Origin of the sequence: Blastococcus sp. TML/M2B (assembly GCF_016612865.1) — a bacterium.
Classification (GTDB): Bacteria; Actinomycetota; Actinomycetes; order Mycobacteriales; family Geodermatophilaceae; genus Blastococcus.
Genome location: NZ_JAENZZ010000002.1, coordinates 1,101,903 through 1,127,842, shown reverse-complemented (window position 1 = coordinate 1,127,842; position 25,940 = coordinate 1,101,903). Strand labels below are relative to the sequence as shown.

The following is a 25,940-nucleotide window of genomic DNA, read 5'->3' as shown; positions in this document are numbered from 1 at the left end:
TCACCTGTCCGACAGCGGGCTGTCCAGCACCTGCCGCAGGGCGTCGTCGCCCTGCTCGGCCACCGAGAGGAGGAACCGCGCCTCCCGGCCCTCCAGCACCAGCTCGCCGATCTGGTTGCCGAAGAACGGCCCGGCCTGCTTCTCCCACTGCAGCGCCGTCGGCTCGGCCTTCGCGAACCGGGCCAGCCGCTCGGTGAACCGGCGGGCCGCGCGGCTCCAGCCGATCTTGAAGCCGACGCGGATCGGGTGCGGCGCCTGGTTGTGCAGCGGGGAGACGGTGAGCTGGTGCACCCGCGCGTCGAGGTCGCCGGGTCGCACCAGCTCGGCGGCGTAGGCGTGGTGGACGTCGCCGGAGAGCACCAGCGCGGTGGCGGGTGCGCGGCCGTGCTCGCCGCGGGCGACGGCGGTCAGCGCGGCGCCCAGCCGCTCGAAGGAGTGCCCGAACGCCGCCCAGTGCTCCAGGTCGGCGGCCTGTCGCAGCTGCTCGGCGAGCCGGCCACGCCAGCGCCCGTGGTGCCGCACGTTGAGCGTCTCGTTCCAGCGCTCGATGTTGTGGATCGCGTGCGGCAGCAGCCAGGGCAGGGAGGTGCCGACGATCAGGTGCTCGACGCCCTCGTCGACGGCGCGGCGCATCGCGGCCTCGACCCAGGCGAACTCATCCTCGTCGAGCATCCGGCGGTGCTGCTCCTCCAGCACCCGGCCGGCCCGGCTGTCGACCATGATCAGCCGCGCGTCGCCCCAGTGCCGCACGTAGCTCCAGCGGAACGTGGCGGGCTCGGCGTCGGCGAGCTCGGCCATCCGGCGCAGCATCGGCTCGGCGTCGCGGACCTCGTCGTCCCCGGCCATCTCCTGGATCGACCGCCAGGCGGCGTTCTCCGCGAGCTCCTGCGGGCTGAGGTTGCCCAGGTGCTGGTAGACCCAGTAGCTGACCAGCCCGCCGGTGATCCGCCCGTGCCACCAGGGCTCGCGGGTGGTCGTCGCGCGCCAGGCCGCCGAGGTGTTCCAGTCGTCGATCAGCTCGTGGTCGTCGAAGACCATCGACGAGGGGATCGTCGACAGCAGCCAGCGCACCTCCGGGTCCAGCCAGGACTCGTAGTACAGCCGGGTGTACTCCTCGTAGTCCGCGACCTGGTCGTCCGGGGCGCGCTGCTCGGTGCGCCGGTCCCGCAGGCGGTGCAGCAGCGACCGGGTCCGCTCGGTGAGCTCGTCGGCGTAGACCTGGTCGCCCAGGAGCACCAGCGCGTCGGGCCACCGGTCCTCGGGCTCGCCTGCGAGCCGGCGCGCGTAGAGGTCCAGCGCGTCCGGCGGGATGCCCTCGGCGTTCCTCGACGGTGCGCGGGCTGGCGTACCGGCAGGAGCCGAACGCCAGCCGGAACGGGCCCGGGCGGCCCGGCGTCCGGATGCGGCTGGGCGGGAAGGCGGAGTCGGCGAGCGGCCAGACCTGCTCGCCGTCCAGGAGCACCTCGTAGGGCGTGGTGCTGCCGGACTCCAGGTCCTCCACCACGACCAGCGCGTAGTGGTGGCCGGCGACGCAGAACGTGCGTGCGCTGCGGCCGAGGACCTCGACCCGGCACGGGCGGTCGGTCTCCACCCAGACGGTCGCGGAGACCGGGTCGACGTGCCGCAGCAGCGGACCCAGGACGAGGGTGGGTGCGCTCGGTGCGGTGGCTGGCATGCCCCCAGCCTGGCCCATCGCCCCGGGCGGCGGGCGCTGGGGAGTCGCGTCGGCGGGAACGCCGCGGGCTGGGAGACTCGCGGCATGGAATTCGTGCTGATCGCGATCGCGATCCTCGTCGTCGCGCTCGTCGCCGGGGTCGGCCTGCCTCGTCGGGCGGGGCCGGCGCACCACCCGCCTGGACGACGACGCCGTCGCCGGCACGACGCTCACCCGCCCGCGGCCGCCGCAGACCCCGCCGGTCGCCCCCGCGCCGCCCGCGGATCAGCCCGATGCCGTCGTGCCCGACGCCGCTCCGCCGGTCGAGCTGCCGCCGGCCGAGCCCGAGCCGGGGCTGGTCTTCGAGACGCCGCCGCCCTCGGCCGGCCGCCTGGTCCGGCTGCGCTCCCGGCTGGCCCGCTCGCAGTCCTCCCTGGGCCGCGGCCTGCTCACCGTGCTGGCGCGGGAGAAGCTCACCGAGGACGACTGGGAGGAGGTCGAGGAGACGCTCCTGGCCGCCGACGTCGGCGTCAGCGCCACCACCCGGATCGTCGACCGGCTGCGCACCCAGTCGATGGTGCTGGCCACCGCCTCGCCGGCCGAGCTGCGGGCGCTGCTCGTCGGCGAGCTCACCGGCGTCCTCGGCCCGGACCTGGACCGCACGCTGGGCACCGCCCGCCGCGACGGCCACCCCGGTGTCGTGCTCGTCGTCGGGGTCAACGGCGCCGGCAAGACGACGACGGTCGGCAAGATCGCCCGCGCGCTCGTCGGGGACGGCAAGAGCGTGGTCCTGGGCGCGGCCGACACCTTCCGCGCCGCCGCCGCCGACCAGCTGGAGACCTGGGGCGAGCGGGTCGGCGTCCTCACCGTGCGCGGCAAGGAGGGCGGCGACCCGGCGTCGGTCGCCTTCGAGGCCGTGCGCACCGGCGTGGAGGCCGAGGTCGACACCGTCGTCGTCGACACCGCCGGCCGGCTGCACACCAAGTCCGGGCTGATGGACGAGCTGGGCAAGGTCAAGCGGGTCGTGGAGAAGCAGGCGCCGGTGACCGAGGTGCTGCTGGTCCTCGACGCGACGACCGGGCAGAACGGCGTCGTCCAGGCCCGGGTGTTCACCGAGGCCGTGGAGGTCACCGGGGTGGTGCTCACCAAGCTCGACGGCACCGCGAAGGGCGGCATCGTCGTCCGCGTCCAGCAGGAGCTGGGCATCCCGGTGAAGCTGATCGGGCTGGGGGAGGGCGCCGACGACCTGGCGCCGTTCGAGCCGGAGGCGTTCGCCGAGGCGATCGTCGGCTGACGGGTCAGGCGCGGCTGGGGTCGAACCCGTAGGGCAGCTCGAGCCGGTGCGCCGCGAGCAGCGGCGCATCGGCGAGCAGCTCGCGGGTGCCGCCGTCGGCGACGACCGCACCGCCGTCCAGCACCACCGCCCGCGGGCACAGCTGCAGCGCGTAGGGCAGGTCGTGGGTGACCATCAGCAGGGTCACCGGCAGCGACTCCAGCACCTCGGCCAGCTCGCGCCGGCCGGCCGGGTCGAGGTTCGACGACGGCTCGTCGAGCACCAGGATCTCCGGGTGCATCGACAGCACGGTGGCGACGGCGACCCGCCGCCGCTGCCCGAACGACAGGTGGTGCGGTGCGCGGTCGGCGGCGCCGGCCATGCCCACCTGCGCCAGCGCCTCCTCGACGCGGGCGGCCACCTCGGCCTCGGGCAGCCCCAGGTTGCGCGGGCCGAACGCGACGTCCTCGCCGACGGTGGGCATGAAGAGCTGGTCGTCGGGGTCCTGGAAGACGATGCCCACCCGGCTGCGGATCTCGCGCAGGTTCTGCTTGGCCACCGGCAGCCCGGCGACCGAGATCGAGCCGCGGCCGGGCCGCAGGATGCCGTTGAGGTGCAGCACCAGCGTCGTCTTGCCCGCGCCGTTCGGGCCGAGCAGCGCGACCCGCTCGCCGGGGTCGATGCGCAGGTCGACGCCGAACAGCGCCTGGTGCCCGTCGGGGTAGGCGAAGGCGACGTCCTCGACCAGCAGCGAGGGGGTGGTGCTCACCCCAGCAGCATCCCCGTCGCGAGGACGACGCCCGCGACGAGGGGGAGCGCCAGGCCCGCGGCCCACTCCCGCGGGGGGACGGCGGCGGCCGGCCCGCCGGGCAGCCGGCCGCTGTACCCGCGGGACAGCATCGCCAGGTGCACGCGCTCGCCGCGCTCGTAGGAGCGGATGAACAGCGCGCCGGCCGCCGCCCCGAGCACCCGGAGCGCCCCGCGCCGCCGCCCGTCGAAGGCGCGCGACTCCCGGGCCACCCGCATGCGGTGCAGCTCGCCGCTGACGACGTCGACGTACCGGATCATGAAGCCGAGGATCTGGACCAGCGCCGCGGGCAGCCGCAGCCGCTCCAGCCCGCGCAGCAGCGCCCGCGGCTCGGTCGTGGTGGCCAGCACGGTGGCCGCCAGCACCGACAGCGTCGCCTTGGCCAGCAGCGCGCCACCGGTCTGCAGGCCGCTCTCCGACAGCGACAGCCCCAGCACCTCGACCCGCGGGCCGCGGGTCACGAACGGCAGCAGCAGCGCGAAGACGACGAACGGGATCTCGACGACCAGGCTGCGCAGCAGCCGGGCGGGCCGCACCCGGGCGACCGCGGCGACGGTCAGCACCGCCAGCAGGTAGCCGGCGTACGCCCACGGCGCCCAGCCGGCGTGCACCGGCGTCGCCACGACGACCAGGGCGTAGGCCAGGACGGCGACCAGCTTGACCTGCGGGGCCAGCCGGTGCACGGGGCTGGTGCCCGCCACGTAGCGGGCGCTCAGCGCGCCGCCGTGGCCGGCGCCCACGTCAGGCCTTCGGTGCGGAGCCGGCGTCGACGTCCGTGCGGGAGTCGTCGTCGGCGGGAACATCGTCGGTGCCGCTGCGGCGGCGGACGAGCAGGGTGATGCCGCCGGCGAGGGCCAGCGTCACGGCGACGCCGATGACCCCGGCGAGGCCGCCGGAGAGCCGGCCGTCCTCGACGCCGGAGACGGCGTAGTCGGCCAGCGGCGAGCCCGCGGTGGAGCTGTCCTCCGCGGTGTGCGCGAAGCCCTCCTTCTCGGCCGACCACTCCAGGCCGTCGGGGGAGCTGCTGGCGTAGTAGCTGCCGATGCCGGCGACGACGAGCGCCACGAGCAGGCCGGCGAGCAGGAAGCCGGAGGTCCGGCGGCGGGTGGTCATCGGGACGCCACGACCTCGGGACGGCGGAGCAGCGTGCCGGCGTCGCGCAAGTGCGCGGCGCCGTGCACCAGGTCGGGCCGCGCGGCGAGGACGGCGCCGAGCACGGCCACGGTGATCGCCGCCTCGCCGAGGCCGATGAGCACGTGGATGCCGCCCATCGTCGCGGCGACCGCGCCGAGGGAGATGTCGGCGACGCCGCCGGCCGCGAAGAGCGCCACGAAGGCCAGGGCCGAGAGCGGCACCGAGGCGAACGCGCCGACGCCGGCGCCGACGAGCACGCCGGTCCGCGTCCGCGGCAGCACCGCGACGACGAGGCGGAACAGCCCGTAGCCCACGCCGACCGCGACCAGCGCCATGAGCGTGACGTTCGTGCCGAGCGCGGTCAGCCCGCCGTCGGCGAACAGGACGGCTTGCACGAGCAGCACCACGGTCATGCAGAGCACCGCGGTCCAGGGCCCGACGAGGACCGCGGTCAGCGCGCCCCCGATGAGGTGGCCGCTGGTCCCAGCACCGACCGGGAAGTTCATCATCTGCACCGCGAAGACGAAGGCCGCGGTGAGGCCGGCCAGCGGCGCGGTGCGCTCGTCCAGCTCCTCCCGCGCCTTGCGCAGCGCCAGGGCCACGGTGCCGGCGGCGAGGACGCCGGTCGCGACCGACGTGGGCGCGTCGAGGAATCCGTCGGGTACGTGCACGCCCTCGACCTTATTGCACATCGTTTGCAACTAGCCAGGGCAGCGGTGGTCCACGGCGGTACCCGGGGGTCCGCAACACGCCTGCAACGTGCGGAGGGGACACGCGGACGGGAGTTCACCGTCGCGAAACAAGCGGAGACCGCCCGCCGAAACACACGCCCGGCACGGTGAACGCCACGTCGCCCTCCCCCCGGAGGGACCGGCGCCACCGACCGGCCGCCCGGCCGACGACCCCCTCAGGAGGTTGCCGTGGTCAACACCGGCGACACCGCCTGGATCCTCACCCAGCGCGGCGCTCGTGCTGCTGATGACGCCCGGCCTCGCACTGTTCTACGGCGGCATGGTCCGCGCGAAGAGCGTGCTGAACATGATGATGATGAGCTTCGGGGCCCTGGCGCTGATCAGCGTGCTCTGGGTGCTCTACGGCTACTCGATCGCCTTCGGCGACGACATCGGCGGCGGGCTGCTCGGCGACCCGAGCGAGTTCTTCGGCCTCAAGGGCCTCATGGAGGACGTCACCGGCGACGAGGGCGGCCTGCCGGTCATGGCCTTCGTCGGCTTCCAGGCCGTCTTCGCCATCATCACCGTCGCCCTGATCTCCGGCGCGATCGCCGACCGGGCCAAGTTCGGCTCCTGGATGGTCTTCGCCGGCATCTGGGCCACGGTCGTCTACTTCCCGGTCGCGCACTGGGTGTTCGCCTTCGACGGCGACGACGTGGTCGGCGGCTGGATCGCCAACGGTCTGGAGGTCATCGACTTCGCCGGTGGCACCGCGGTCCACATCAACGCCGGTGCGGCGGGCCTGGCCCTCGCCCTGGTCCTGGGCAAGCGGCGCGGCTTCGGCCGCGAGGCGATGCGCCCGCACAACCTGCCGCTGGTCATGATCGGCGCGGGCCTGCTGTGGTTCGGCTGGTTCGGCTTCAACGCCGGCTCCGCCCTGGCCGCCGACAACACCGCCTCGGTGGTCTGGGTCAACACGCTGGTCGCCACGGGCGCCGCGACGCTGGGCTGGCTGCTGGTCGAGAAGCTCCGCGACGGCCACTCCACCTCGCTGGGTGCCGCGTCGGGCGTCGTCGCCGGCCTGGTCGCCATCACCCCGGCCTGCTCCGCGCTCTCGCCGATCGGCTCGATCATCGTCGGCGCGATCGCCGGCGCGCTCTGCGCCCTGGCCGTCGGGCTCAAGTACAAGCTGGGCTACGACGACTCGCTCGACGTCGTCGGCGTCCACCTCGTCGGTGGCCTCTGGGGCACCATCGCCATCGGCTTCCTGGCCGACCCCGACGCCCCCGCCGGTGCGGAGAGCCTCTTCTTCGGCGGCAGCGCCGACCTGCTGTGGCGCCAGATCGTCGGCGCCCTGGCCGTGCTCGCCTTCTCCTTCGTGGTCACCTGGATCATCGGGACCGCCATCCAGCGGACCATCGGCTTCCGGATCAGCGAAGATGAGGAGATCACCGGCATCGACACCGTCGTGCACGCGGAGTCGGGCTACGACTTCGCCTCGCTCGGCAGCAGCGGTTCCACCGCCCCACTGGCCGGGCAGGCGCGTGCCGAGGCCCGTAACACCGAGAGGACCATGGCATGAAGCTCGTCACCGCGATCGTCAAGCCCTTCAAGCTGGACGACGTCAAGAACGCCCTCGAGCTGATCGGCATCGCCGGGCTCACCGTCAGCGAGGTCCAGGGCTTCGGCCGCCAGCGCGGCCACACCGAGGTCTACCGCGGCGCGGAGTACCAGGTGGACTTCGTGCCCAAGGTCCGCATCGAGGTCGTCGTCTCCGAGGTCGACGCCGCCCGCGTGGTGGACGCCGTGGTCGAGGCCGCCTCCACCGGGCAGATCGGCGACGGCAAGGTCTGGGTCACCACGATCGACGAGATCGTGCGGGTCCGCACCGGGGAGCGCGGGGACGACGCGCTCTGATGCACCGCTGAGCACACCCGCCGGCCGGGGTGGTGGGACCGCCCACCGCCCCGGCCGGCGCACTTCCCGAGGCCGACAGAGGGGGACCCGTGCTGGACACCGAGGCGCTGCCCGGTCTGCCCCGCGCCGAGCGCGTGCAGGTCGTCGACACCTGGCTCGCCGGCCTGCTGGACGACGCGGTCGGCGGCACGCCGCCGCCCCTGGCCCGGCGGGGGAGCGCCCCGCCCCGCACCGGCACCGACGGCCTCGCGCTCGTCGCCGTCGGCAGCCTGGGCCGGCGCGAGCTGCCGCCGCACGGCGACCTCGACCTCGTCCTCGTCCACGACGGCCGGCCCGAGATCGCCGCCATCGCCGACGCGCTCTGGTACCCCGTCTGGGACGCCGGCCTCCGGCTGGACCACTCCGTGCGCTCGGTGGCCGAGGCCGTCGCGGTCGCCTCCACCGACGTCAAGGCCGGCCTGGGCCTGCTCGACGCTCGGCTGGTCGCCGGCGACGCGGAGCTGGCCGGCCGGCTGCGCACCGCCACGCTGAGCAGCTGGCGGCAGGCCGCCTCGCGGCTCCTGCCGGCGCTGCGCGACCTGCGTCGGGACCGCGCCCGCCAGGTCGGCGAGCTGGCCTTCCTGCTCGAACCCGACCTCAAGGAGGCCTACGGAGGGCTGCGCGAGGGGCAGGTGCTGCGCGCGGTCGCCGCCGCGCAGCTCGCCGACGAGCCGACCGCCGAGGTCGAGGCCGCCTACGCCTTCCTGCTCGACGTCCGCGACGAGCTCCGCCGGCGCACCGGCCGCCCGGCCGACGTCCTGGTCCGCCAGGAGCAGCGGCCGGTGGCCGTGGCCCTCGGCCTGGCCGGGGAGGACGACCTGCTGCGCGAGGTCAGCCTGGCCGGGCGCCGGCTGGCGTTCGTCGCCGACGAGACCTGGCGTCGGGTGGAGGCCACGCTCGTGCGCCGGCCGCGCAGCCGCTACCGCCGGGTGCGCCGCGAGCCCCTGGCCGACGGCGTGGTGCGCCAGGGCGACGAGGTCGTCCTCGCCCGGGACGCCCGCCCGGCCGGCGACCCGGGCCTGCTGCTGCGGGCCGCGGCCGCCGCCGCCCGCGCCGACCTGCTGCTCTCGCCGTACACGCTCAAGGTGCTCGCGGTGCACAGCCAGCCGATGCCCGAGCCGTGGCCCGCCGAGGTGCGCTGGTCGTTCCTCCGGCTGCTGGCCAGCGGGCGCTCCGCCGTCCCCGTGCTGGAGCAGCTGGACCAGGAGGGGCTGCTCTCCCGGCTGATCCCGGAGTGGGACCGCGTCCGCTCGCTGCCGCAGCGCCACCCCTGGCACCGCTTCACCGTCGACCGGCACCTGGTCGAGGCCGCGGCCGCCGCGGCCGAGTCTCACCCGGGACGTCGACCGCCCCGACCTGCTGCTGGTCGCCGCCCTGCTGCACGACATCGGCAAGGGCTGGCCGGGCGACCACAGCGAGGTGGGCGAGCCGATCGCCGCCGCGATCGCCGCCCGCATGGGCTTCACCGAGGCCGACGTGGCGATCGTGGCCACCCTGGTGCGCCACCACCTGCTGCTCCCCGCGACCGCCACCCGCCGCGACATCGACGACCCCGCGACCATCGACCGGGTCGCGGAGACCATCGGCTGCGACGGCGCCGTCCTCCAGCTGCTGCACGCGCTGGCGCAGGCCGACGGCGCGGCGACCAGCGCGTCGGCGTGGTCGCCGTGGAAGGCCCACCTGGTGGCGGCGCTGGTCGCCCGGGTGCAGGCCAGGCTCGGCGGGGTGCCGGTCGAGGAGCCCGCGCCGGTGCTGCGGCCCACCAGCCCGCAGGCCTCGACGCCGACGCCGGACCTGCCGGGGGAGACCGCGCCGGTCACCGTCGGGATACCGGGACGTCGCCGACGGCCAGGAGGTCACCATCGGCGCCCCCGACCGCCCGGGCCTGCTGAGCACCTGCGCCGGCGTGCTGGCGCTCAACCAGCTCGACGTCCGCGCGGCGAAGATCACCGTCGAGGGCGGGCACGCCACGAGCGTGTTCGCGGTCCGGCCGCGGTTCGGCCGGGCCCCGGTGCCGGAGATCCTGGCCGACGGCGTGCGCGCCGCCCTCGAGGGCAGCCTGCCCCTGGCCGAGCGGCTGCGGCAGCGGGAGGCCGACTACCACCAGGACGGCGCCCGCTCGGCGCCGCCGCGGATCTCCTGGCACAACGGCGAGGTCAGCGGCGCGGCGACCGGCATCGTCGAGGTGCGGGCCGGCGACCGCGCCGGGCTGCTGTACCGGCTGACCGCGGCGATCGCGGGGGAGGGGCTCGACGTCACCTCCGCCCGGATCGAGACGCTCGGCGCCGACGCGGTGGACTGCTTCTACGTCGCCAACCCCTCCGGCGACCCGGTCGACCCCGAGCAGCGCCGCCGGGTGGACGCCGCGCTCGTGGGTGCGATGCGCCCGGCGGGAGCGGACACGCCGGTCGCGGGTGCGTGAACCTGTCGGTGCCCCGTGCGACGGTCGGGACCGAGCGGGACGGACCGGTCCCACCGACGGAGGGCAGGACGTGGAGTTCCAGCTGTGGCACTGCTCCGACTGCGGCGACGAGCGCGAGTTCGTGCAGCCGACGTGCACCGACGGGCACACCGAGGACGGCGGCCCCTGCCCGGACTGGGCCTGCGTCGACTGCGGCGCCGCGCTGGTCACCGGCGTCGCGCCGCGCACGCTCGTCGGGTCGGGCCTGACGCACGCCGCCTAGACCGCCGATACCCTCGGGGCGGACGGCGCGACGTGCTCGCGCCCGGAACTGCTGAGGACGTGCTGTGTTCGAGACCCTCTCCGACCGCCTGGACAAGGTCTTCACCGGCCTGCGGGGCAAGGGTCGGCTGACCGACGCCGACATCGACGCCACCGCGCGCGAGATCCGCATCGCGCTGCTCGAGGCCGACGTGGCCCTGCCGGTCGTGCGGTCCTTCATCGACGCGGTGAAGGAGCGCGCCCGCGGGGCGGACGTCTCGCAGGCGCTCAACCCGGCGCAGCAGGTCATCAAGATCGTCAACGAGGAGCTCATCGGCATCCTCGGCGGGGAGACCCGGCGGATCCGGCTGGCCAAGCAGTCGCCGACGGTGATCATGCTGGCCGGTCTGCAGGGTGCCGGTAAGACGACCCTCGCCGGCAAGCTCGGCCGCTGGCTCAAGGAGCAGGGGCACACCCCGCTGCTGGTGGCCGCCGACCTGCAGCGCCCGAACGCGGTCAACCAGCTCTCGATCGTCGCCGGCCAGGCCGGCGTCGACGTCTACGCGCCCCAGCCGGGCAACGGCGTCGGTGATCCGGTGCAGGTGGCCCGCGACTCGATCGACCACGCGCGCCGCACCATGCACGACGTCGTCGTCGTCGACACCGCCGGCCGCCTCGGCATCGACGCCGAGCTGATGCAGCAGGCGGCCGACATCCGCGACGCGGTCCACCCGGACGAGACGCTGTTCGTCGTCGACGCGATGATCGGCCAGGACGCCGTCACCACGGCGCAGGCGTTCCAGGACGGCGTCGGCTTCAGCGGCGTCGTCCTCACCAAGCTCGACGGCGACGCCCGCGGTGGTGCCGCGCTGTCGGTGCGGCACGTGACCGGCCAGCCGATCATGTTCGCCTCCACCGGCGAGAAGCTGACCGACTTCGACGTCTTCCACCCCGAGCGGATGGCCTCGCGCATCCTCGGCATGGGCGACGTGCTCACCCTCATCGAGCAGGCCGAGAAGACCTTCGACGCCGACCAGGCCGAGAAGATCGCGGGCAAGCTCGCCTCCCGCGAGGGCTTCACGCTCGAGGACTTCCTCGAGCAGATGATGGCCATCCGCAAGATGGGCCCGATCGCCAACCTGCTCGGCATGCTGCCGGGCGCCGGGGCGATGAAGGAGCAGCTCAAGCAGGTCGACGACCGCGACCTGGACCGCACCGCGGCGATCATCCGCTCGATGACGCCGCAGGAGCGGGTCAACTCGAAGATCATCAACGCCTCGCGGCGGGTGCGCATCGCCAACGGCTCGGGCGTCAGCGTCACCGACGTCAACCAGCTGCTGGAGCGCTTCGCCCAGGCCCAGAAGATGATGGGCCAGATGGCCGGCAGCATGGGTCTGCCCGGCATGGGCCCCATGTCGAAGAAGGCCCGCGGCCGCCAGATGCAGGCGCAGTCGAAGAAGGGCAAGGGGAAGAAGGGCAAGGGCAAGGGCGGTCCCGCCCGCCGTCCCGTCGGCGCCCCCGGCCTGCCGCCCGGCGCCGGCAACCCCTTCGGCGGGCTGCCCGGCGGGATGCCGAACCTGCCCCCGGGTCAGGGCCTGCCCGACCTCACCAAGCTGAACTTCGACCAGTTCAAGGACGGCAACGGGCGGTGAGCGCGCCGCTGCCCTCCCTGCACCTGTCCGGTGTGGTGCTCCCCGAGGGGGAGCACCGTGACGTCTGGGTGCGGGAGGGGCGGTTCACCTTCGAGCCCGTCCCGGGCGCCGAGACGGTCAGCCGGGGCGGCTGGCTGATCCCCGGGCTGGTGGACGCGCACTGCCACGTCGGCATCCTGCGCGGCGGCGGGCACGCCGAGGACCTGAGCCAGGCCCGCGCGCAGGCGGTCGCCGAGCGCGAGGCCGGCGTCCTGGCGCTGCGCGACTGCGGTTCGCCGGTGGACACCCGCGCCCTCGACGACGAACCCGACCTGCCGACGATCATCCGGGCGGGCCGGCACATCGCCCGCACCCGGCGCTACATCCCGGGCCTCGGCATCGAGATCGAACCCGAGGACCTGGTCGAGCAGACCCGCGTGCAGGCCCGGCGCGGGGACGGCTGGGTCAAGCTGGTGGGGGACTGGATCGACCGCTCGGTCGGCGACCTCGCCCCCGAGTGGCCGGCCGACGTCGTCGCCGCGGCGATCGCGGCGGCGCACGAGGAGGGCGCGCGGGTCACCGCGCACACCTTCGGCACCGACGCGCTGCCCGCGCTGATCGAGGCCGGCATCGACTGCATCGAGCACGGCACCGGCCTGACCGAGGAGCTCATCGGCGCGATGGCCACACGCGGCACCGCCGTCGTCCCGACGCTGGTGAACGTGGAGAACTTCCCGGGCTTCGCCGCCGCGGGGGAGAAGAAGTTCCCGACCTACGCGAGCACGATGCGGCGGCTGTACGCGAACTCGGGTGCGGTGGTGCGGGCCGCGTTCGAGGCCGGTGTGCCGGTGTTCGCCGGCACCGACGCCGGCGGCGGCATCGAGCACGGCGTCATCGCCGACGAGATCCGCGCGCTGTGCGAGGCGGGCATCCCGGCCGAGGACGCGCTGGCCGCCGGGTCGTGGAAGGCGCGCGAGTGGCTCGGGCTGCGCGGCATCGAGGAGGGCGCGGTCGCCGACGTCGTCGTCTACGAGCGCGACCCCCGCACCGACCTGGGCGCGTTGCAGTCGCCGCAGCGGACGGTCCTGCGAGGCCGCGTCGTCGCCTGACCCGGGCCACCCGATACCCGCTCGCGCGGCCTGGGAGACTCGTCCCGTGCTGCTCCGGATGTCGACCCTGTTCCTGCGGACCCTGCGTGATGACCCGGCTGACGCCGAGGTCGCCAGCCACCGCCTCCTCGCCCGCGGCGGGTACATCCGCCGCGCCGCGCCCGGCGGGTTCACCTGGCTGCCGCTGGGCTACCGGGTCTTCCGCAACGTCGAGCGCATCATCCGCGAGGAGATGGACGCGATGGGCGCCCAGGAGGTCGCCTTCCCGGCTCTCCTGCCGCGCGAGCCCTACGAGGCCACCGGCCGCTGGACCGAGTACGGCCCCAACCTCTTCCGGCTGCAGGACCGCCGCGGGAACGACTTCCTGCTCGGCCCCACCCACGAAGAGATGTTCACCCTCCTGGTGAAGGACCTCTACGGCTCCTACAAGGACCTGCCGGTCTCGCTGTACCAGATCCAGACCAAGTACCGGGACGAGGCGCGGCCCCGCGCCGGCCTGTTCCGCGGCCGCGAGTTCACGATGAAGGACAGCTACTCCTTCGACATCGACGACGCCGGCCTGGACGTCAGCTACGCCAAGCACCGCGACGCCTACATCCGCATCTTCGACCGGCTGGGCCTGGAGTACGTCATCGTCTCGGCGATGTCGGGCGCGATGGGCGGCTCCAAGAGCGAGGAGTTCCTGCACCCGACCGCGATCGGCGAGGACACCTTCGTCCGCTCGCCCGGCGGCTACGCGGCCAACGTCGAGGCCGTCACCACCGTGGTGCCCGACGAGATCCCGTTCGACGGGCTGCCCGCCGCGCACGTCGAGGACACCCCCGACACCCCGACCATCGAGTCCCTGGTCGCCGTCGCGCAGAAGCTGTTCCCGGACGCCGGCTACACCGCGGCCTCCACGCTGAAGAACGTCGTCGTCACGCTGGTGCACCCCGATGGCAGCCGCGAGCCGGTCGTCATCGGCCTGCCCGGCGACCGCGAGGTCGACGCCAAGCGGCTCGAGGCGCAGGTCGCCCCGGCCGAGGTCGAGCCGTTCACCGACTTCGCCGGCAACCCGCTCCTGGTCAAGGGCTACATCGGCCCGCAGGTGCTCGGTGCCGAGAGCGACTCGAAGATCCGCTACCTGGTCGACCCGCGCGTGGTCTCCGGCACCCGCTGGATCACCGGCGCCAACGAGGCCGGCAAGCACGTCTTCGACCTCGTCGCCGGCCGCGACTTCACCTGGGACGGCGTCATCGAGGCCGCCGAGGTGCTGCCCGGCGACCCCGCACCCGACGGCTCCGGCCCGCTGGAGCTCGCCCGCGGCGTGGAGATGGGGCACATCTTCCAGCTCGGCCGCAAGTACGCCGAGGCGCTCGAGCTCAAGGTGCTCGACGAGAGCGGCAAGCTCGTCACGGTCACCATGGGCTCCTACGGCATCGGCGTCTCCCGCGCCGTCGCCGCGATCGCCGAGTCCACCCACGACGAGCTGGGCCTGGCCTGGCCGCGCTCCGTCGCGCCCGCCGACGTGCACGTCGTCGCCACCGGGAAGGACGCCGCCGTCTTCGAGGCGGCCGAGGCGCTCGCCGGTGAGCTCGTCGCCGCCGGGCTCACCGTGCTCTACGACGACCGGCCCAAGGTCAGCCCCGGCGTGAAGTTCAAGGACGCCGAGCTGCTCGGCATGCCGACGATCGTCACCGTCGGCCGCGGCCTCGCCGAGGGCGTCATCGAGGTGCGCGACCGGAAGACCGGCGAGCGCGAGGAGGTGCCGGTCGCCGAGGCCGGCGCCCGCGTGCTCGCCGCCGTCCGCGGCTGACCCGAGGCACCCGCGCTGGGATCAGGTTCCCTGATCCCAGCGCTTCCTCCCTCACGGTGCGCGGTGAGGGAGGAAGCGCTCCGGTGAGGGAGGACGGCGTCCGGCAGGGGGCGCCGGTCCGTCGTCGAGGCGAGCGGTCGCGTGTCGCTGACCTCGACGGCTCACCGGACGGAGCCGCCCGTGATCCACTCTGGACATGCCGCAGGACGTCGAGGAGCAGGTCGCGCAGAGCGCACAGGTTGTCGAGCAGAACCTGGCCCTCGGTGACCAGGTGCACAAGCCGCGGCCGATCGACCACCTGGCCGGGTTCCGCACCCGCCGCGCCGCCGAGGCGGCGGGGGAGGAACTGGTGGCCGCTGGCTACCGCATCGACGGGCTGCGCCGCCGCTTCCTCACCGTGTGGCTGGAGTTCAGTGCCATGACCGCCGTCGACCACGGCACCGCGGCCGCCTTCACCCGCGAGGTCGTCGGCATCGTCAACCGGCACGGCGGCACCTACGACGGCTGGGGCGGTTTCCTGGTGGCCGCCGAGGATGACGCCGACGGATGACCGCCCAGGACCGCCGTCCGCTGACGGCGATCGAGCGCGCTCTCCTCGATGCCTTTCTCGGGCACGACTTCCCCGGGGTCGAGCAACTGCGGGCCCAGTCGGGGACGGCGACGGCGTCGCCGGGGTGCACGTGCGGTTGCGGCACGGTCGAACTGCACGTGCCCGACGCTGCGCCCCCGTCGACCGCGACGAGCCCCGTCCGGGTGGAGGGCACGGTGCTCGACCTCGCCGGGAACGCGGTCGGCGGGCTGTTGCTGTTCCTCGAGGACGGCCGGCTGGCCGGCCTCGAGGTGTACCCGCTCGACGACGATTCGCTGCCTCTGCCTCTGCCTCTGCCTCTGCCTCTGCCTCTGCCTCTGCCTCTGCCTCTGCCTCTGCCTCTGCCGCCGGTCGACCGGGTGCGGTGGGGCTAGCCGGCCGGGTCGGCGACCAGCTCGACCTCGTAGCCGTCGGCGTCTTCCAGGAACGCCGCGCGGTGGTCCGGGCCCCCGGCGAACGGGTGCCGGTCGGCGAACAGCAGCCGCCAGCCGTGCGCCGGAGCCTCCGCCACCAGCGCGTCCAGCTCGGCGGCAGACCCGGCGCGGAACGCCAGGTGGTTCACCCCGGGGGCGCGGCGCTCGTGCGCGGCGCCGACCAGCGCGGGGGACTGCTCGACGACGACGTAGACACCGTCGGCACCCCACCGCCACGACCGCCCGTCCTCCCACGACCGGTACGGCTGCGCGCCCAGGCGGGGGAGCAGCCACCCCCAGGAGGCCTCCGCGCGGGCGAGGTCGGGCACCCACAGCTCGATGTGGTGCAGCGGTCCGGTGCTGGCCACGGCGCTCCTCCCGGGATCTGGCATCATGGTCGGTCGAACACGGCGGGAGCGGCCCTCTCACCGATCCCGGCCGTGTCCATCGCTCCGCCCCGACGCAACCCCACACGTCGCCCGGCGAGCAACCACACAGCGTTCGAGGAGTACACCACCCACCGTGGCCACCAAGATCAAGCTCATGCGCCTGGGCAAGATGCGCGCGCCGTACTACCGCATCGTCGTCGCCGACGCCCGCACCAAGCGTGACGGTCGGTCGATCGAGACGATCGGCAAGTACCACCCGAAGGAGGACCCCTCCTACATCGAGGTCGACTCCGAGCGCGCGCAGTACTGGCTGGGTGTCGGCGCGCAGCCGACCGAGGCCGTCGCCGCCATCCTCCGGGTGACCGGTGACTGGCAGAAGTTCAAGGGCGAGCCGGCCCCCGCGCCGATGCGCGTCGCCGAGCCCAAGCCGGACAAGAAGGCTCTCTACGAGGCCGCCGTCCGCGCCGGCATGGACGAGCCGACCACCGAGGCGACCACCGCCAAGAAGAAGGCCGCGCCGAAGAAGGCCGCTGCCGCCGACGAGGCTCCCGCCGCCGAGGCCCCGGCGACCGAGGCTCCGGCCGCGGACGCCGCCCCGGCCGAGACGCCTGCCGAGTAAGACGTGCTCGAAGACGCGCTCGAGCACCTGGTCAAGGGCATCGTCGACCATCCCGAGGACGTGACGGTCGACCTGCTCACCAACCGCCGTGGCAAGACCCTCGAGATCCGGGTGCACCCCGACGACCTCGGCAAGGTCATCGGCCGCGGCGGTCGTACCGCCAAGGCGCTGCGCCAGGTGATGACCGGTGTCGGGGGACGCGGCCTCCGGGTCGACGTCGTCGACACCGACGGGCGCTGAGCACGACGCCTTGAGCACTCCGCACGACCCCCCTCCGGACACCGTGGTGGTCGGCCGCATCGGCCGGCCCCACGGTGTCCGTGGTCTGACCACCGTCGAGGTGCGCACCGACGACCCGGACGCCCGCTTCGCCCCCGGCACCGTGCTGCGCACCCAGCCGGCCGAGCGCGGCCCGCTCACCGTCGTCGACAAGCGCTGGCACAGCGGCACGCTGCTGCTGCAGCTGGCCGCTCCCTCCGGTGAGGTCTACGCACTGCGCGAGACCGTCGACGCCCTCCGCAACACCCTGCTGCTCGTCCCGGTCGACGAGCTGCCCGAGCTCCAGGAGCCCGACTCCTACTACGACCACCAGTTGGTCGGCCTGGGCGCCCGGCTGCCCGACCGGCTCGGTGATCGGCGAGGTCACCGCCGTCCGGCACGAGGCGCAGGACCTGCTCGTCGTGCGCCGGCCCGAGGGCGGCGAGGCGCTGATCCCCTTCGTGGCGGCGCTGGTACCCACCGTCGACCTCGACGGCGGCTTCCTCGTCGTCGATCCGCCCGAGGGGCTGCTCGACCTGTGAGCGCGCCGTACCGGGTCGACGTCGTCACCATCTTCCCCGAGTACCTGGCGCCGCTGCGCCAGTCGCTGCTGGGCAAGGCCGCCGAGCGCGGCCTGGTCGCCATCGGCGTGCACGACCTGCGGCAGTGGACCGACGACGTGCACCGCACCGTCGACGACTCCCCGTACGGGGGCGGCCCCGGCATGGTCATGAAGCCCGAGCCGTGGGCGCGCGCGCTGGAGGCCGTCCGGCCGCCCGGCACCCGCCTCGTCGTCCCGACGCCGGCCGGGCGCCCGTTCACCCAGGCCCTGGCCGCGGAGTGGTCGGCCGAACCCGGCCTGGTCTTCTCCTGCGGCCGCTACGAGGGCATCGACCAGCGGGTCGCCGACTGGGCCGCCGACGCCGGTCCCGTGTCGGAGGTCTCGATCGGCGACTACGTCCTCGCCGGCGGGGAGTCCGCCGTCCTGGTCATGGTCGAGGCGGTCACCCGGCTGCTGCCCGGCGTCGTCGGCAACCGCGAGTCGGTGGAGTTCGACTCGCACGCCGACGGCCTCCTCGAGGGTCCGTCCTACACCCGGCCCGCGACCTGGCGGGGCCACGAGGTGCCGCCGGTGCTGCTCTCCGGCGACCACGCGGCTATCGAGCGGTGGCGCCGCGCGGAGTCGCTGCGGCGCACCGCCGACCGGCGCCCAGACCTGCTCGCCGCGCTGCCCGACGAGGCGCTGGACGCCGCGGACCGCGCCCTCCTCGACGGCCGCTGAGCGGTGGCCGGCAGCACGGTCGTCCGCCCCTCGGCTCGGGTCGTCGTCCTCGACCCGGTCGGCCGGATCCTGCTGCTGGGCGCCCGGCTGACCGACCCCGGCGTGCCGCCGGGCGACGTGCTGTTCTGGTACACCCCCGGCGGGGGCGTGGAGGCGGGCGAGTCGCTGCGCACCGCCGCCGTCCGGGAGCTCGCCGAGGAGATCGGCCTGGACGTCGAGCCCGCGGCGCTGGAGGGACCGGTCTGGTTCCGGCGCTTCGTGGGCCCCTTCGGCGGCGTCGAGTACGACAACCGGGAGACCTACTTCGTGCTCCGCGACGTCGTGCACGACGTCGACCCGCGCGGCCGCACCGAGCTCGAGCTGCTGGGCGACGAGCCGCACCGGTGGTGGACCGTCGAGGAGATCGCCGCCAGCAGCGAGGAGTTCGCACCCCGCGAGCTGGCCGCGGTGCTCCCGGCGCTGGTGGCGGGCCCGTGGACCGGGGTGCCGCGCATCGTCACCTGAAGATGTGGCACGATGGACCACTGCTGCGCACCGTCGGCCGGGTCGACGGGGGAGTTCCGCCGAGGAGCCCGCAGCTCCCGGGAACGGACAGCCGGGTCGTACCGCTGTCCGCACCGCACACGAGCCACTGCCAGAACATGAGGACTGCCGCGATGAACACCCTGGACGCACTCGACGCCGCTTCGCTGCGCGACGACATCCCGACGTTCCGCCCGGGTGACACCGTCAAGGTGCACGTCCGCGTGGTCGAGGGCAACCGCTCCCGCATCCAGGTCTTCCAGGGCGTCGTCATCCGCCGCCAGGGCGGCGGCATCCGCGAGACCTTCACCGTCCGCAAGGTGAGCTTCGGCGTCGGCGTGGAGCGCACCTTCCCGGTGCACACCCCCGTCGTGGAGAAGATCGAGGTCCTCACCCGCGGTGACGTGCGTCGCGCCAAGCTCTACTACCTGCGCGAGCTCCGCGGCAAGGCCGCCAAGATCAAGGAGAAGCGCGACGTCGTCGCGCGCTGACCTGCGCTGAACGACGGGCGGCTCGACCGCCCTCTGCGTCTCCGGCGGGCCCTCCGCGCCGTACGCTGCTCCTGATGAGCAGCCAACGGCCCGGGGGGCCCGCCGACGTCGTTCCCGGCGAGCCCGACCCGGAGGACGGCGCCCGCAGCGGCGAGGCGGAGCAGCAGACCGGGCACCGGGCGGAGCAGCCGGCCGAGGCGTCCGGTGGGCGGCGTCGAGGTCGCGACGGCGCGGCGAAGAAGGGCTCGCTCCTGCGGGAGCTGCCGGTGCTGCTGGTCGTGGCCTTCGTGCTCGCCCTGGTCGTGAAGACCTTCTTCGTGCAGGCGTTCTTCATCCCGTCCGGGTCGATGGAGCAGACGCTGCACGGCTGCCCCGGCTGCACGGGTGACCGCGTGCTGGTCAACAAGGTGCCGTACTGGTTCGGCGAGCCCGAGCCCGGCGACGTGGTGGTCTTCAAGGGCCCCGACACCTGGAGCCCCGAGGTCACCGTCGCCGAACCCGGCAACGCGGTGACCGGGGCCCTGCTGTGGCTGGGCCGCACCGTCGGCGTCGCGCCGCCGAGCGAGGACGACTTCGTCAAGCGGGTCATCGCCGTCGGCGGGCAGACCGTCCAGTGCTGCGACGCCGAGGGCCGGGTCACCGTCGACGGCGAGCCGCTCGACGAGCCCTACATCTTCGAGAACACCCCGATCGACCAGCGCGCCTTCGGCCCGGTCACCGTCCCGGACGGGCGGCTGTGGGTGATGGGCGACCACCGGTCGGCGTCGGCGGATTCCAAGGCGCACCTGGGGGACCGGTACTCCGGCACCGTCGGTGTCGACGACGTCATCGGCAAGGCCGCGGTCATCGTCTGGCCGCTCAGCCGGTTCGGCTTCGTCGGCTCGCCCGACATCCAGGACGTCGACGCGGCCGGTGCCGGTGTGGACGGCGGCGCCACGGGTGTGCGCCCGGACCTGCTCGCCTCCTCCGCGGTCGGGCTGGTCGGCGCCGTGCCGGTCGTGGCGTGGCGGCGCCGTCGCCGCGACCGCTGACGGGGTCGTCGTCCCGGAATGGCGATCCGATGGTGCGCAATGTGACGCGGGCCGCAGGAATGGTCGTTCTCGATAAGCGACGAAAAATTGTCAGCAAAGTGTTCAAGCAACCGTTTCACCCTTCCGATGGAGAGAGAGCAAGCAATTCGGAGTGAAACGGAGTCAGTTGTGTCTGCACCCATGGCGAGCACCGCCCGCGGAGTCACCCGCGTGCTCCTCCTCGCCGACGCGCCCGTCCTGCGCCGTGGTCTGGTCAGCATGATCAACGAGACCGCCGGCATGCAGTCGGTCGGGACGCCCGGCGAGCTGCGCCGCGCCATGACGCTGGCCGAGTCGGCCCGCCCCGACGCCGTCGTCGTCGAGCTGGGCCAGGGCCGCGCCGCCACGCTGAACGCCTGCCGCGACCTCCGTCGCCGCTTCCCCCGGGTCGCCATCGTCGCGCTGGCCACCTCCGAGGACCCGGCCGTCGTCAACGAGGCGCTCGCCGCGGGTGTCGGTGGCTACCTGCTGCTCAACACCTCGCCGACCCTGCTGGGCTGGCGCGATCCTGGCCGCCCGCGCCGGCCGCACCGTCGTCGACCCGCAGATCCGCCGGGTCGAGCCCTCCGCCGTGCCGGCCGCCAAGCCGTTCACCCCCGAGGTGCCGCTGACCCGCCGCGAGCAGGACGTCCTCGACGAGCTGCTGCAGGGCCAGTCCAACCGGGCGATCGGCCGCAACCTGTTCATCAGCGAGGACACCGTCAAGAGCCACGTCAAGGCCATCCTGCGCAAGCTGGGTGCCCGTGACCGGGCCCACGCGGTCTCCCTCGTGCTCTCCTCGCGCACCCCTGCCACCTGCACCTGCGGTGCCCACGGCACCGCCCGCGCCGAGGTGCCCGCCGAGGTGCCCGCCGAGATCTGAGTTCCCGGGGCGTTCGCGCCCGCACGTTCCTCCGCACGCAGGGCCGGTCCGCTCCAGGGCCGGCCCTGCGTGCGTCCGGGGCCGCCGGGTGTCCGGTCCCGGGCCGTCGGACCGCCGTCGTAGGGTCGGTGCGCGATGGCTGCTCGACCCGTTCACTCCGCTGCCGCCCCGGTGCCCCGCGGGCGCCGGGTCGTCGTCGACGACCGGCCCGACGCGCTCTGGGACATGGAGCGCTCGCTGCGGCGGCGCGGCTTCACCGCCGTCGCCGGGGCCGACGAGGCCGGCCGGGGCGCCTGCGCGGGGCCGCTGGTCGCCGCCGCCTGCGTGCTGCCCTCGGGCAAGCGCGGCCGGGTGCCCGGGCTGGCCGATTCCAAGCTGCTCACCGCCGCCGCCCGGGAGCGGGTCTACGCCGAGATCCTCGACCGCGCCGTCTCCTGGTCGGTCGTGCAGATCCCGGTGGAGGAGCTCGACGCGCGCGGCATGCACGTCACCAACCTCGAGGCGCTGCGCCGGGCTGTGTGCACGCTGGACCCCGAGCCGGACTACGTGCTCACCGACGGCTTCCCGGTCCCCGGGCTGTCCCGTCCCGGGCTCGCCGTGTGGAAGGGCGACCGGGTCGCGGCCTGCGTCGCGGCGGCCTCGGTGCTGGCCAAGGTCACCCGGGACCGCGTGATGCTGGAGCTGCACGAGCGCTGGCCGGAGTACGACTTCGCCGGCCACAAGGGCTACATCACCGACGTCCACACGGCGGCGCTGGAGCGGCACGGGCCCTGCCCGGCGCACCGGATGCGGTTCGTGAACGTGGCCCGCGCCCGCGACCTGCACGCGGGGAGGTCCCTCGGGCTGCCCGTCGGTGCCGCCATGCACGATGATGGGGCCATGCGCCCTGAGTCCTGCGAGCCCGCGACGAGCACCGAGGACCGATGAGCACCGAGGATCTCGAGAAGTACGAGACCGAGATGGAGCTGCAGCTCTATCGCGAGTACAAGGACATCGTCCGCCAGTTCACCTACGTGGTGGAGACCGAGCGGCGGTTCTACCTGGCCAACTCCGTCGACCTCCAGGTCCGCGAGGCCGGCGGCGAGGTCTACTTCGAGCTGAAGCTCTCCGACGCCTGGGTGTGGGACATGTACCGGCCGTGGCCCGGTTCGTCCGCAACGTGCGGGTGCTGACGTTCAAGGACGTCAACGTCGAGGAGCTGGACAAGCCCGACCTCGAGCTGCCGGACAACCCGCGCCTGCCCTGAGGGCTACGTGTCGAGGGTCTGGACCCGCTCGATGTTCGTGACGTCGATGACCTCGGCGGTCGAGACGACCAGGACGCGGCCACCGACGAGCGGCTTCATGGTGAGCCACCCGGCGGGGCTGAAGCGGACGAAGGCGTCGACCGGCGGCCGGCTGCTCGCCGCGGAGGACCGCAGCCGCACGCTGGCCTGGTAGGTGTCCCGCTCGTTGATCTGGACGACCGTCTCGACGTACATGCCCCGACGGTAGCCACGCCGACGGCGGGGCCCCGTCCACAGGCGCGGCCACCGTCCACAGCTCCGCCGCAGACCTGGGATCCCGGCGGCGGGCCGGTGAGGGTGGAGCGGTGCCTCCTCCACGCCTCGGCGACCACGGTGAGCGGATCGCCGCCGCCTTCCTGACCGACGCCGGCCTGCGCGTCCTCGACCGCAACTGGCGGTGCCGCGAGGGCGAGCTGGACATCGTCGCCCGCGACGCGCGTGCGCTCGTCTTCTGCGAGGTGAAGACCCGCCGCGGCATCGGCTACGGCCACCCCGCCGAGGCGGTGACGCCCGCCAAGCAGCGGCGGCTCCGGGTCCTGGCCCAGCGGTGGCTGGCGGCCCACGACGAGCACGCGCCGGAGATCCGGTTCGACGTCGTGGGCGTGCTCGTCCGGCCCGGCCGGCCGGCGCAGGTCACGCACCTCCCGGCGGCGTTCTCGTGACGCTGGCGCGCACCTGGTCGGTCGGGCTGGTCGGGGTCCGTGGCGCCCTGGTCGAGGTGGAGCTGGACATCGGGCAGGGGCTGCCCGGGGTGACCCTGGTGGGGCTGCCCGACACCGTGGTGCGGCAGTCGGTGGACCGGGTGCGTGCGGCGGTGGCGAACAGCGGCGGCGACTTCCCGAACCGGCGCATCACGATCGGGCTGTCGCCGGCGTCGATGCCCAAGCAGGGGAGCGGCTTCGACCTGGCGCTGGCCGCGGCGGTCCTCGCCGCGGCCGGGACGGTGCCCGAGGGGTCCATCGATCGGCTGGTGCTGCTGGGGGAGCTCGGGCTCGACGGCGCGGTGCGGCCGATCCGCGGGGTGCTCCCGGCGGTGCTGGCCGCCGCGCACGCCGGCCACGCACAGGTCGTCGTGCCGGCCGGCAACGCCGACGAGGCCGCGCTGGTCGCGGGCGTCGACGTGCTGCCGGTGAGCTCGCTGGAGCAGCTCGTCGAGCACCTCTCGGGGCGCCGGGTGATCCCGGCGCACGTCCGCGGCGAGACTCCCGGGCCCGCGCCGACCGCCGACCTGGGGGACGTGGTCGGCCAGGCCGTGGGCCGCCGGGCGGTGGAGGTCGCGGCCGCCGGCGGGCACCACCTGTTCCTGGCCGGGCCCCCGGGTGCCGGCAAGACGATGCTCGCCGAGCGCATGCCCGGCCTGCTGCCGCCGCTGGACGAGGAGGCGGCGCTGGAGGTCACCGCCATCCACTCGATCGCCGGGACGCTGTCGCCGGACGCGCCGCTGCTCACCCGCCCGCCGCTGGAGGCGCCGCACCACTCGGCCACGATGGCCGCGCTGATCGGCGGCGGCTCGGGCCAGATCCGCCCGGGCGCGCTGTGCCGGGCCCATCGCGGGGTGCTCTTCCTCGACGAGGCGCCCGAGTTCCCCCGGGCGGTGCTCGACACCCTGCGCCAGCCGCTGGAGCGCGGTCAGGTGACGATCCACCGGGCGGCCGGCTCGGCCACCTTCCCGTGCCGCGCGCAACTGGTGCTGGCGGCCAACCCCTGCCCCTGCGCGAGCGCCGCGGGCGACGCCGCCTGCACGTGCAGCGCGCTCGAGCGGCGCCGCTACCGGTCCCGGCTGTCGGGGCCGCTGCTGGACCGCATCGACCTCCGGGTGGAGCTCCCGCCGGTCACCCGGGCCGCCTGGCTGGACGGGCTGGGGGAGCCGGAGTCCACGGCAGTCGTGGCCCGGCGTGTGCAACAGGCCCGCGCGGTGGCCGCGGAGCGGTTGGCCGGGACGGGGCTCCTGCTGAACAGCCAGGTGCCCGGCCGGCTGCTGCGCGAGCGCTTCGCCCCGCCGCGGTCCTCGCTGGCCCTGGCCGAGCGGGCCCTGGAACGGGGCGCCCTCTCCGTGCGCGGCTTCGACCGCGTCCAGCGGGTCGCCTGGACGCTGAGCGACCTGGCCGGGCGCACCGTGCCCGGCGCCGACGAGGTGGCCGAGGCCCTCGGCATGCGCCTGCAGCGGGTAGCGGCATGACGACCCTGGACGAGGACCTCGAGGACGCCGCCGGGGTCGCCGGCCACGGCAGCGGTCCGGTGCACCCGGGGCTGCGGCGGGCGCGGGCCTGGCTCAGCCGCGCCGTCGAGCCGGGCACGATCGACCTCTGGCGCTACGTCGACGACCACGGGCCAGTGGAGGCCGTGCGGCGGTTGCGCGACGGCCGGGCGCCGACGACGGTGCGCTCGCTGATCGGGGCGCGGGCCGACCAGGACGCGACGCTGGCGGACCTGCAGCGGGCCGAGCGCTGCGGGGCGCGGCTGCTCGTCCCCGAGGACGACGAGTGGCCGCACCTGCCCCTGTCCGCGCTGACCCGCGCGGTCGCCGCCGAACCCGCCGAGCGGCAGCACCAGTCGAAGCGCACCCAGGCGCTCGTGCCCCCGCTCGCCCTGTGGCTGCGCGGACCCGGCCGGCTCGACGAGCTCGCCGACCGGTCGGTGGCCGTCGTCGGCGCCCGCGCGGCGACCGCCTACGGCGAGCACGTCGCCGCCGAGCTCGGGCACCAGCTGGGGGAGCGGGGTTGGGCCGTGGTCTCCGGCGGGGCGTTCGGCATCGACGGCGCCGCGCACCGCGGGGCTCTGGCCGCCCAGGCGCCGACGGTCGCGGTGCTCTCCTGCGGGGTCGACCGGCCCTACCCGGCCGCCCACGGCGCGCTGTTCGACCGGATCGCCGCGACCGGGCTGCTCCTCAGCGAGTGGCCGCCGGGGTCCGCGCCGCTGCGGCACCGGTTCCTCGTCCGCAACCGGCTGATCGCGGCCCTCACCCGCGGCACCGTCGTGGTGGAGGCCGCCGCGCGCTCCGGTGCGCTGGCCACCGCCCGCCGCGCGCAGGAGCTCGACCGCCCGGTGCTGGTCGTGCCCGGCCCCGTGACGAGCGCGCTGAGCGTCGGGTGCCACGAGCTGCTCCGCGAGGCGGAGCTGGGCGCCCGGCTGGTGACCTCCGCGGCGCACGTGCTCGAGGAGGTCGGGCGGATCGGGGACGACCTGGCCGACCCCGCACCCCGGCACACCACCCCGCGCGACGGGCTCTCCGATCTCGCCGCCCGCGTGCTCGACGCCTGCCCCGTCCGCACCGGCGTGAGCCCCGACCGCCTGGCCGCGGTGGCCGGCTGCGACGTCCTGGAGGTGCTGCGCGTCCTGCCCGCCCTCGAACTGGCCGACCTCGTGCAGTGGACCGGCACCGGCTGGCGGCTGGCCCCGCAGCCCGGGGCGCGGCCCGCGACCGGATCCGGCGCGGCGCCTTGACCGGCCCGGCGCGCCGACGGACG

The 25,940-nt window shown here is 74.6% G+C and carries 29 protein-coding genes and 5 pseudogenes; 27 read left to right on the top strand and 7 right to left on the bottom strand.

All coding sequences use genetic code 11. The features are described from left to right. A complete protein-coding gene (locus JKP75_RS13940) occupies positions 1-1,236 on the bottom strand; it encodes an alkaline phosphatase D family protein (RefSeq protein WP_309229839.1) in 1,236 nt (411 codons plus the stop codon). A 719-nt stretch (positions 1,237-1,955) separates the two neighbouring features. Here JKP75_RS13940 and ftsY point away from each other — a divergent pair. Beyond that, the gene (ftsY, locus tag JKP75_RS13935) at positions 1,956-2,948 is read left to right on the top strand and encodes a signal recognition particle-docking protein FtsY (RefSeq protein WP_309229838.1); all 993 of its coding nucleotides are present in this window, start codon (positions 1,956-1,958) and stop codon (positions 2,946-2,948) included. A 4-nt stretch (positions 2,949-2,952) separates the two neighbouring features. Here ftsY and JKP75_RS13930 read toward each other — a convergent pair whose 3' ends face one another. Genes JKP75_RS13930 through JKP75_RS13915 form a run of 4 tightly spaced genes read right to left on the bottom strand, consistent with a single transcriptional unit; the run spans position 2,953 to position 5,540 of the window. After that, the gene (locus JKP75_RS13930; protein WP_200490693.1) at positions 2,953-3,696 is read right to left on the bottom strand and encodes an energy-coupling factor ABC transporter ATP-binding protein; all 744 of its coding nucleotides are present in this window, start codon (positions 3,694-3,696) and stop codon (positions 2,953-2,955) included. Then, a complete protein-coding gene (gene cbiQ, locus JKP75_RS13925; RefSeq protein ID WP_200490694.1) occupies positions 3,693-4,475 on the bottom strand; it encodes a cobalt ECF transporter T component CbiQ in 783 nt (260 codons plus the stop codon). The genes JKP75_RS13930 and cbiQ overlap by 4 nt, the downstream gene beginning before the upstream one ends. A gap of 1 nt (position 4,476) precedes the next feature. Then, entirely contained in the window at positions 4,477-4,848 is a 372-nt protein-coding gene (locus JKP75_RS13920) for a PDGLE domain-containing protein (protein WP_200490695.1), read from the bottom strand. After that, positions 4,845-5,540: an energy-coupling factor ABC transporter permease gene (locus JKP75_RS13915; RefSeq protein WP_200490696.1), complete on the bottom strand. Its 696-nt coding sequence runs from the start codon at positions 5,538-5,540 to the stop codon at positions 4,845-4,847. The genes JKP75_RS13920 and JKP75_RS13915 overlap by 4 nt, the downstream gene beginning before the upstream one ends. A gap of 307 nt (positions 5,541-5,847) precedes the next feature. Here JKP75_RS13915 and JKP75_RS13910 point away from each other — a divergent pair, with 307 nt between their 5' ends. The 11 genes and pseudogenes from JKP75_RS13910 (at position 5,848) to JKP75_RS13870 (ending at position 15,656) form a co-directional block, all read left to right on the top strand. Next, positions 5,848-7,122, top strand: coding sequence for an ammonium transporter (locus JKP75_RS13910; protein ID WP_207147269.1), 1,275 nt, complete (start codon positions 5,848-5,850; stop codon positions 7,120-7,122). Continuing rightward, positions 7,119-7,457 carry a P-II family nitrogen regulator gene (locus JKP75_RS13905; RefSeq protein WP_113799209.1) on the top strand — a complete coding sequence of 113 codons (339 nt, stop codon included), beginning with the start codon at positions 7,119-7,121 and terminating at the stop codon, positions 7,455-7,457. The genes JKP75_RS13910 and JKP75_RS13905 overlap by 4 nt, the downstream gene beginning before the upstream one ends. A 29-nt stretch (positions 7,458-7,486) precedes the next feature. After that, positions 7,487-8,254, top strand: a pseudogene (locus JKP75_RS24060) ([protein-PII] uridylyltransferase); the annotation flags it as partial. A gap of 598 nt (positions 8,255-8,852) precedes the next feature. Then, a pseudogene (locus tag JKP75_RS21530) lies at positions 8,853-8,972 on the top strand (HD domain-containing protein); the annotation flags it as partial. Positions 8,973-9,402: 430 nt separating this feature from the next. Beyond that, positions 9,403-9,918, top strand: coding sequence for a hypothetical protein (locus JKP75_RS21525; RefSeq protein ID WP_242473330.1), 516 nt, complete (start codon positions 9,403-9,405; stop codon positions 9,916-9,918). A gap of 70 nt (positions 9,919-9,988) precedes the next feature. Beyond that, a complete protein-coding gene (locus JKP75_RS13895) occupies positions 9,989-10,180 on the top strand; it encodes a hypothetical protein (RefSeq protein ID WP_200490699.1) in 192 nt (63 codons plus the stop codon). A gap of 64 nt (positions 10,181-10,244) precedes the next feature. Then, positions 10,245-11,810, top strand: coding sequence for a signal recognition particle protein (gene ffh / locus JKP75_RS13890; RefSeq protein WP_200490700.1), 1,566 nt, complete (start codon positions 10,245-10,247; stop codon positions 11,808-11,810). After that, positions 11,807-12,898, top strand: a complete 1,092-nt coding sequence (locus tag JKP75_RS13885; protein ID WP_309229837.1) for an amidohydrolase family protein — start codon at positions 11,807-11,809, stop codon at positions 12,896-12,898. The genes ffh and JKP75_RS13885 overlap by 4 nt, the downstream gene beginning before the upstream one ends. A gap of 46 nt (positions 12,899-12,944) precedes the next feature. After that, a complete protein-coding gene (locus JKP75_RS13880) occupies positions 12,945-14,693 on the top strand; it encodes a proline--tRNA ligase (RefSeq protein ID WP_200490701.1) in 1,749 nt (582 codons plus the stop codon). 196 nt (positions 14,694-14,889) lie between these two features. Then, a complete protein-coding gene (locus JKP75_RS13875; protein WP_200490702.1) occupies positions 14,890-15,243 on the top strand; it encodes a ribonuclease E inhibitor RraB in 354 nt (117 codons plus the stop codon). Continuing rightward, positions 15,240-15,656, top strand: coding sequence for a hypothetical protein (locus JKP75_RS13870; protein WP_200490703.1), 417 nt, complete (start codon positions 15,240-15,242; stop codon positions 15,654-15,656). Before JKP75_RS13875 ends, JKP75_RS13870 begins: the two co-directional genes overlap by 4 nt. Here the strand turns inward: JKP75_RS13870 and JKP75_RS13865 are convergent. Continuing rightward, on the bottom strand, positions 15,653-16,063 hold the full coding sequence (locus tag JKP75_RS13865) for a VOC family protein (protein WP_200490704.1): 411 nt from the start codon (positions 16,061-16,063) through the stop codon (positions 15,653-15,655). The two genes, JKP75_RS13870 and JKP75_RS13865, sit on opposite strands and share 4 nt — an antisense overlap. A 154-nt stretch (positions 16,064-16,217) precedes the next feature. Here JKP75_RS13865 and rpsP point away from each other — a divergent pair, with 154 nt between their 5' ends. The 12 genes and pseudogenes from rpsP to JKP75_RS13815 all read left to right on the top strand — a co-directional run bounded on the left by rpsP (position 16,218) and on the right by JKP75_RS13815 (position 22,434). Then, positions 16,218-16,703, top strand: a complete 486-nt coding sequence (gene rpsP, locus JKP75_RS13860; protein WP_200490705.1) for a 30S ribosomal protein S16 — start codon at positions 16,218-16,220, stop codon at positions 16,701-16,703. 3 nt (positions 16,704-16,706) lie between these two features. After that, complete coding sequence (locus JKP75_RS13855; RefSeq protein ID WP_089336030.1) at positions 16,707-16,943, top strand: RNA-binding protein; 237 nt, start codon at positions 16,707-16,709, stop codon at positions 16,941-16,943. Next, positions 16,891-17,190 (top strand): annotated as a pseudogene (locus JKP75_RS24680) (hypothetical protein); the annotation flags it as partial. The gene JKP75_RS13855 and the pseudogene JKP75_RS24680, both read left to right, overlap by 53 nt. After that, complete coding sequence (locus JKP75_RS24675) at positions 17,183-17,503, top strand: ribosome maturation factor RimM (RefSeq protein ID WP_375539253.1); 321 nt, start codon at positions 17,183-17,185, stop codon at positions 17,501-17,503. The pseudogene JKP75_RS24680 and the gene JKP75_RS24675, both read left to right, overlap by 8 nt. After that, positions 17,500-18,243 carry a tRNA (guanosine(37)-N1)-methyltransferase TrmD gene (gene trmD, locus JKP75_RS24670; protein WP_200490707.1) on the top strand — a complete coding sequence of 248 codons (744 nt, stop codon included), beginning with the start codon at positions 17,500-17,502 and terminating at the stop codon, positions 18,241-18,243. Before JKP75_RS24675 ends, trmD begins: the two co-directional genes overlap by 4 nt. Positions 18,244-18,246: 3 nt before the next feature. After that, on the top strand, positions 18,247-18,747 hold the full coding sequence (locus JKP75_RS13840; RefSeq protein ID WP_200490708.1) for an NUDIX hydrolase: 501 nt from the start codon (positions 18,247-18,249) through the stop codon (positions 18,745-18,747). 152 nt (positions 18,748-18,899) lie between these two features. Then, positions 18,900-19,256 carry a 50S ribosomal protein L19 gene (gene rplS, locus JKP75_RS13835; RefSeq protein ID WP_200490709.1) on the top strand — a complete coding sequence of 119 codons (357 nt, stop codon included), beginning with the start codon at positions 18,900-18,902 and terminating at the stop codon, positions 19,254-19,256. A 74-nt stretch (positions 19,257-19,330) separates the two neighbouring features. After that, positions 19,331-20,287, top strand: coding sequence for a signal peptidase I (lepB, locus tag JKP75_RS13830; RefSeq protein WP_200493175.1), 957 nt, complete (start codon positions 19,331-19,333; stop codon positions 20,285-20,287). 126 nt (positions 20,288-20,413) lie between these two features. Beyond that, positions 20,414-20,737: pseudogene (locus JKP75_RS24055) on the top strand (hypothetical protein); the annotation flags it as partial. A gap of 160 nt (positions 20,738-20,897) precedes the next feature. After that, on the top strand, positions 20,898-21,188 hold the full coding sequence (locus JKP75_RS23450; protein ID WP_309229836.1) for a helix-turn-helix transcriptional regulator: 291 nt from the start codon (positions 20,898-20,900) through the stop codon (positions 21,186-21,188). 135 nt (positions 21,189-21,323) lie between these two features. Continuing rightward, positions 21,324-22,115, top strand: coding sequence for a ribonuclease HII (locus JKP75_RS13820; protein WP_200490711.1), 792 nt, complete (start codon positions 21,324-21,326; stop codon positions 22,113-22,115). Beyond that, positions 22,112-22,434: pseudogene (locus JKP75_RS13815) on the top strand (DUF2469 domain-containing protein). Before JKP75_RS13820 ends, JKP75_RS13815 begins: the two are co-directional and overlap by 4 nt. Positions 22,435-22,437: 3 nt before the next feature. Here JKP75_RS13815 and JKP75_RS13810 read toward each other — a convergent pair. Next, positions 22,438-22,668 (bottom strand): hypothetical protein, encoded by a 231-nt coding sequence (locus JKP75_RS13810; protein ID WP_200490712.1) that lies wholly within the window; start codon positions 22,666-22,668, stop codon positions 22,438-22,440. A 110-nt stretch (positions 22,669-22,778) separates the two neighbouring features. Between JKP75_RS13810 and JKP75_RS13805 the strand changes: the two genes are divergently transcribed. From JKP75_RS13805 to dprA, 3 genes are read left to right on the top strand one after another with little or no spacing between them, the layout of a single operon-like run. Continuing rightward, positions 22,779-23,135 (top strand): YraN family protein, encoded by a 357-nt coding sequence (locus tag JKP75_RS13805; protein ID WP_200490713.1) that lies wholly within the window; start codon positions 22,779-22,781, stop codon positions 23,133-23,135. Beyond that, on the top strand, positions 23,132-24,652 hold the full coding sequence (locus tag JKP75_RS13800; RefSeq protein WP_200490714.1) for a YifB family Mg chelatase-like AAA ATPase: 1,521 nt from the start codon (positions 23,132-23,134) through the stop codon (positions 24,650-24,652). Before JKP75_RS13805 ends, JKP75_RS13800 begins: the two co-directional genes overlap by 4 nt. Continuing rightward, entirely contained in the window at positions 24,649-25,917 is a 1,269-nt protein-coding gene (dprA, locus tag JKP75_RS13795) for a DNA-processing protein DprA (protein ID WP_200490715.1), read from the top strand. Before JKP75_RS13800 ends, dprA begins: the two co-directional genes overlap by 4 nt. The last annotated feature ends 23 nt before the right edge of the window (positions 25,918-25,940 follow it).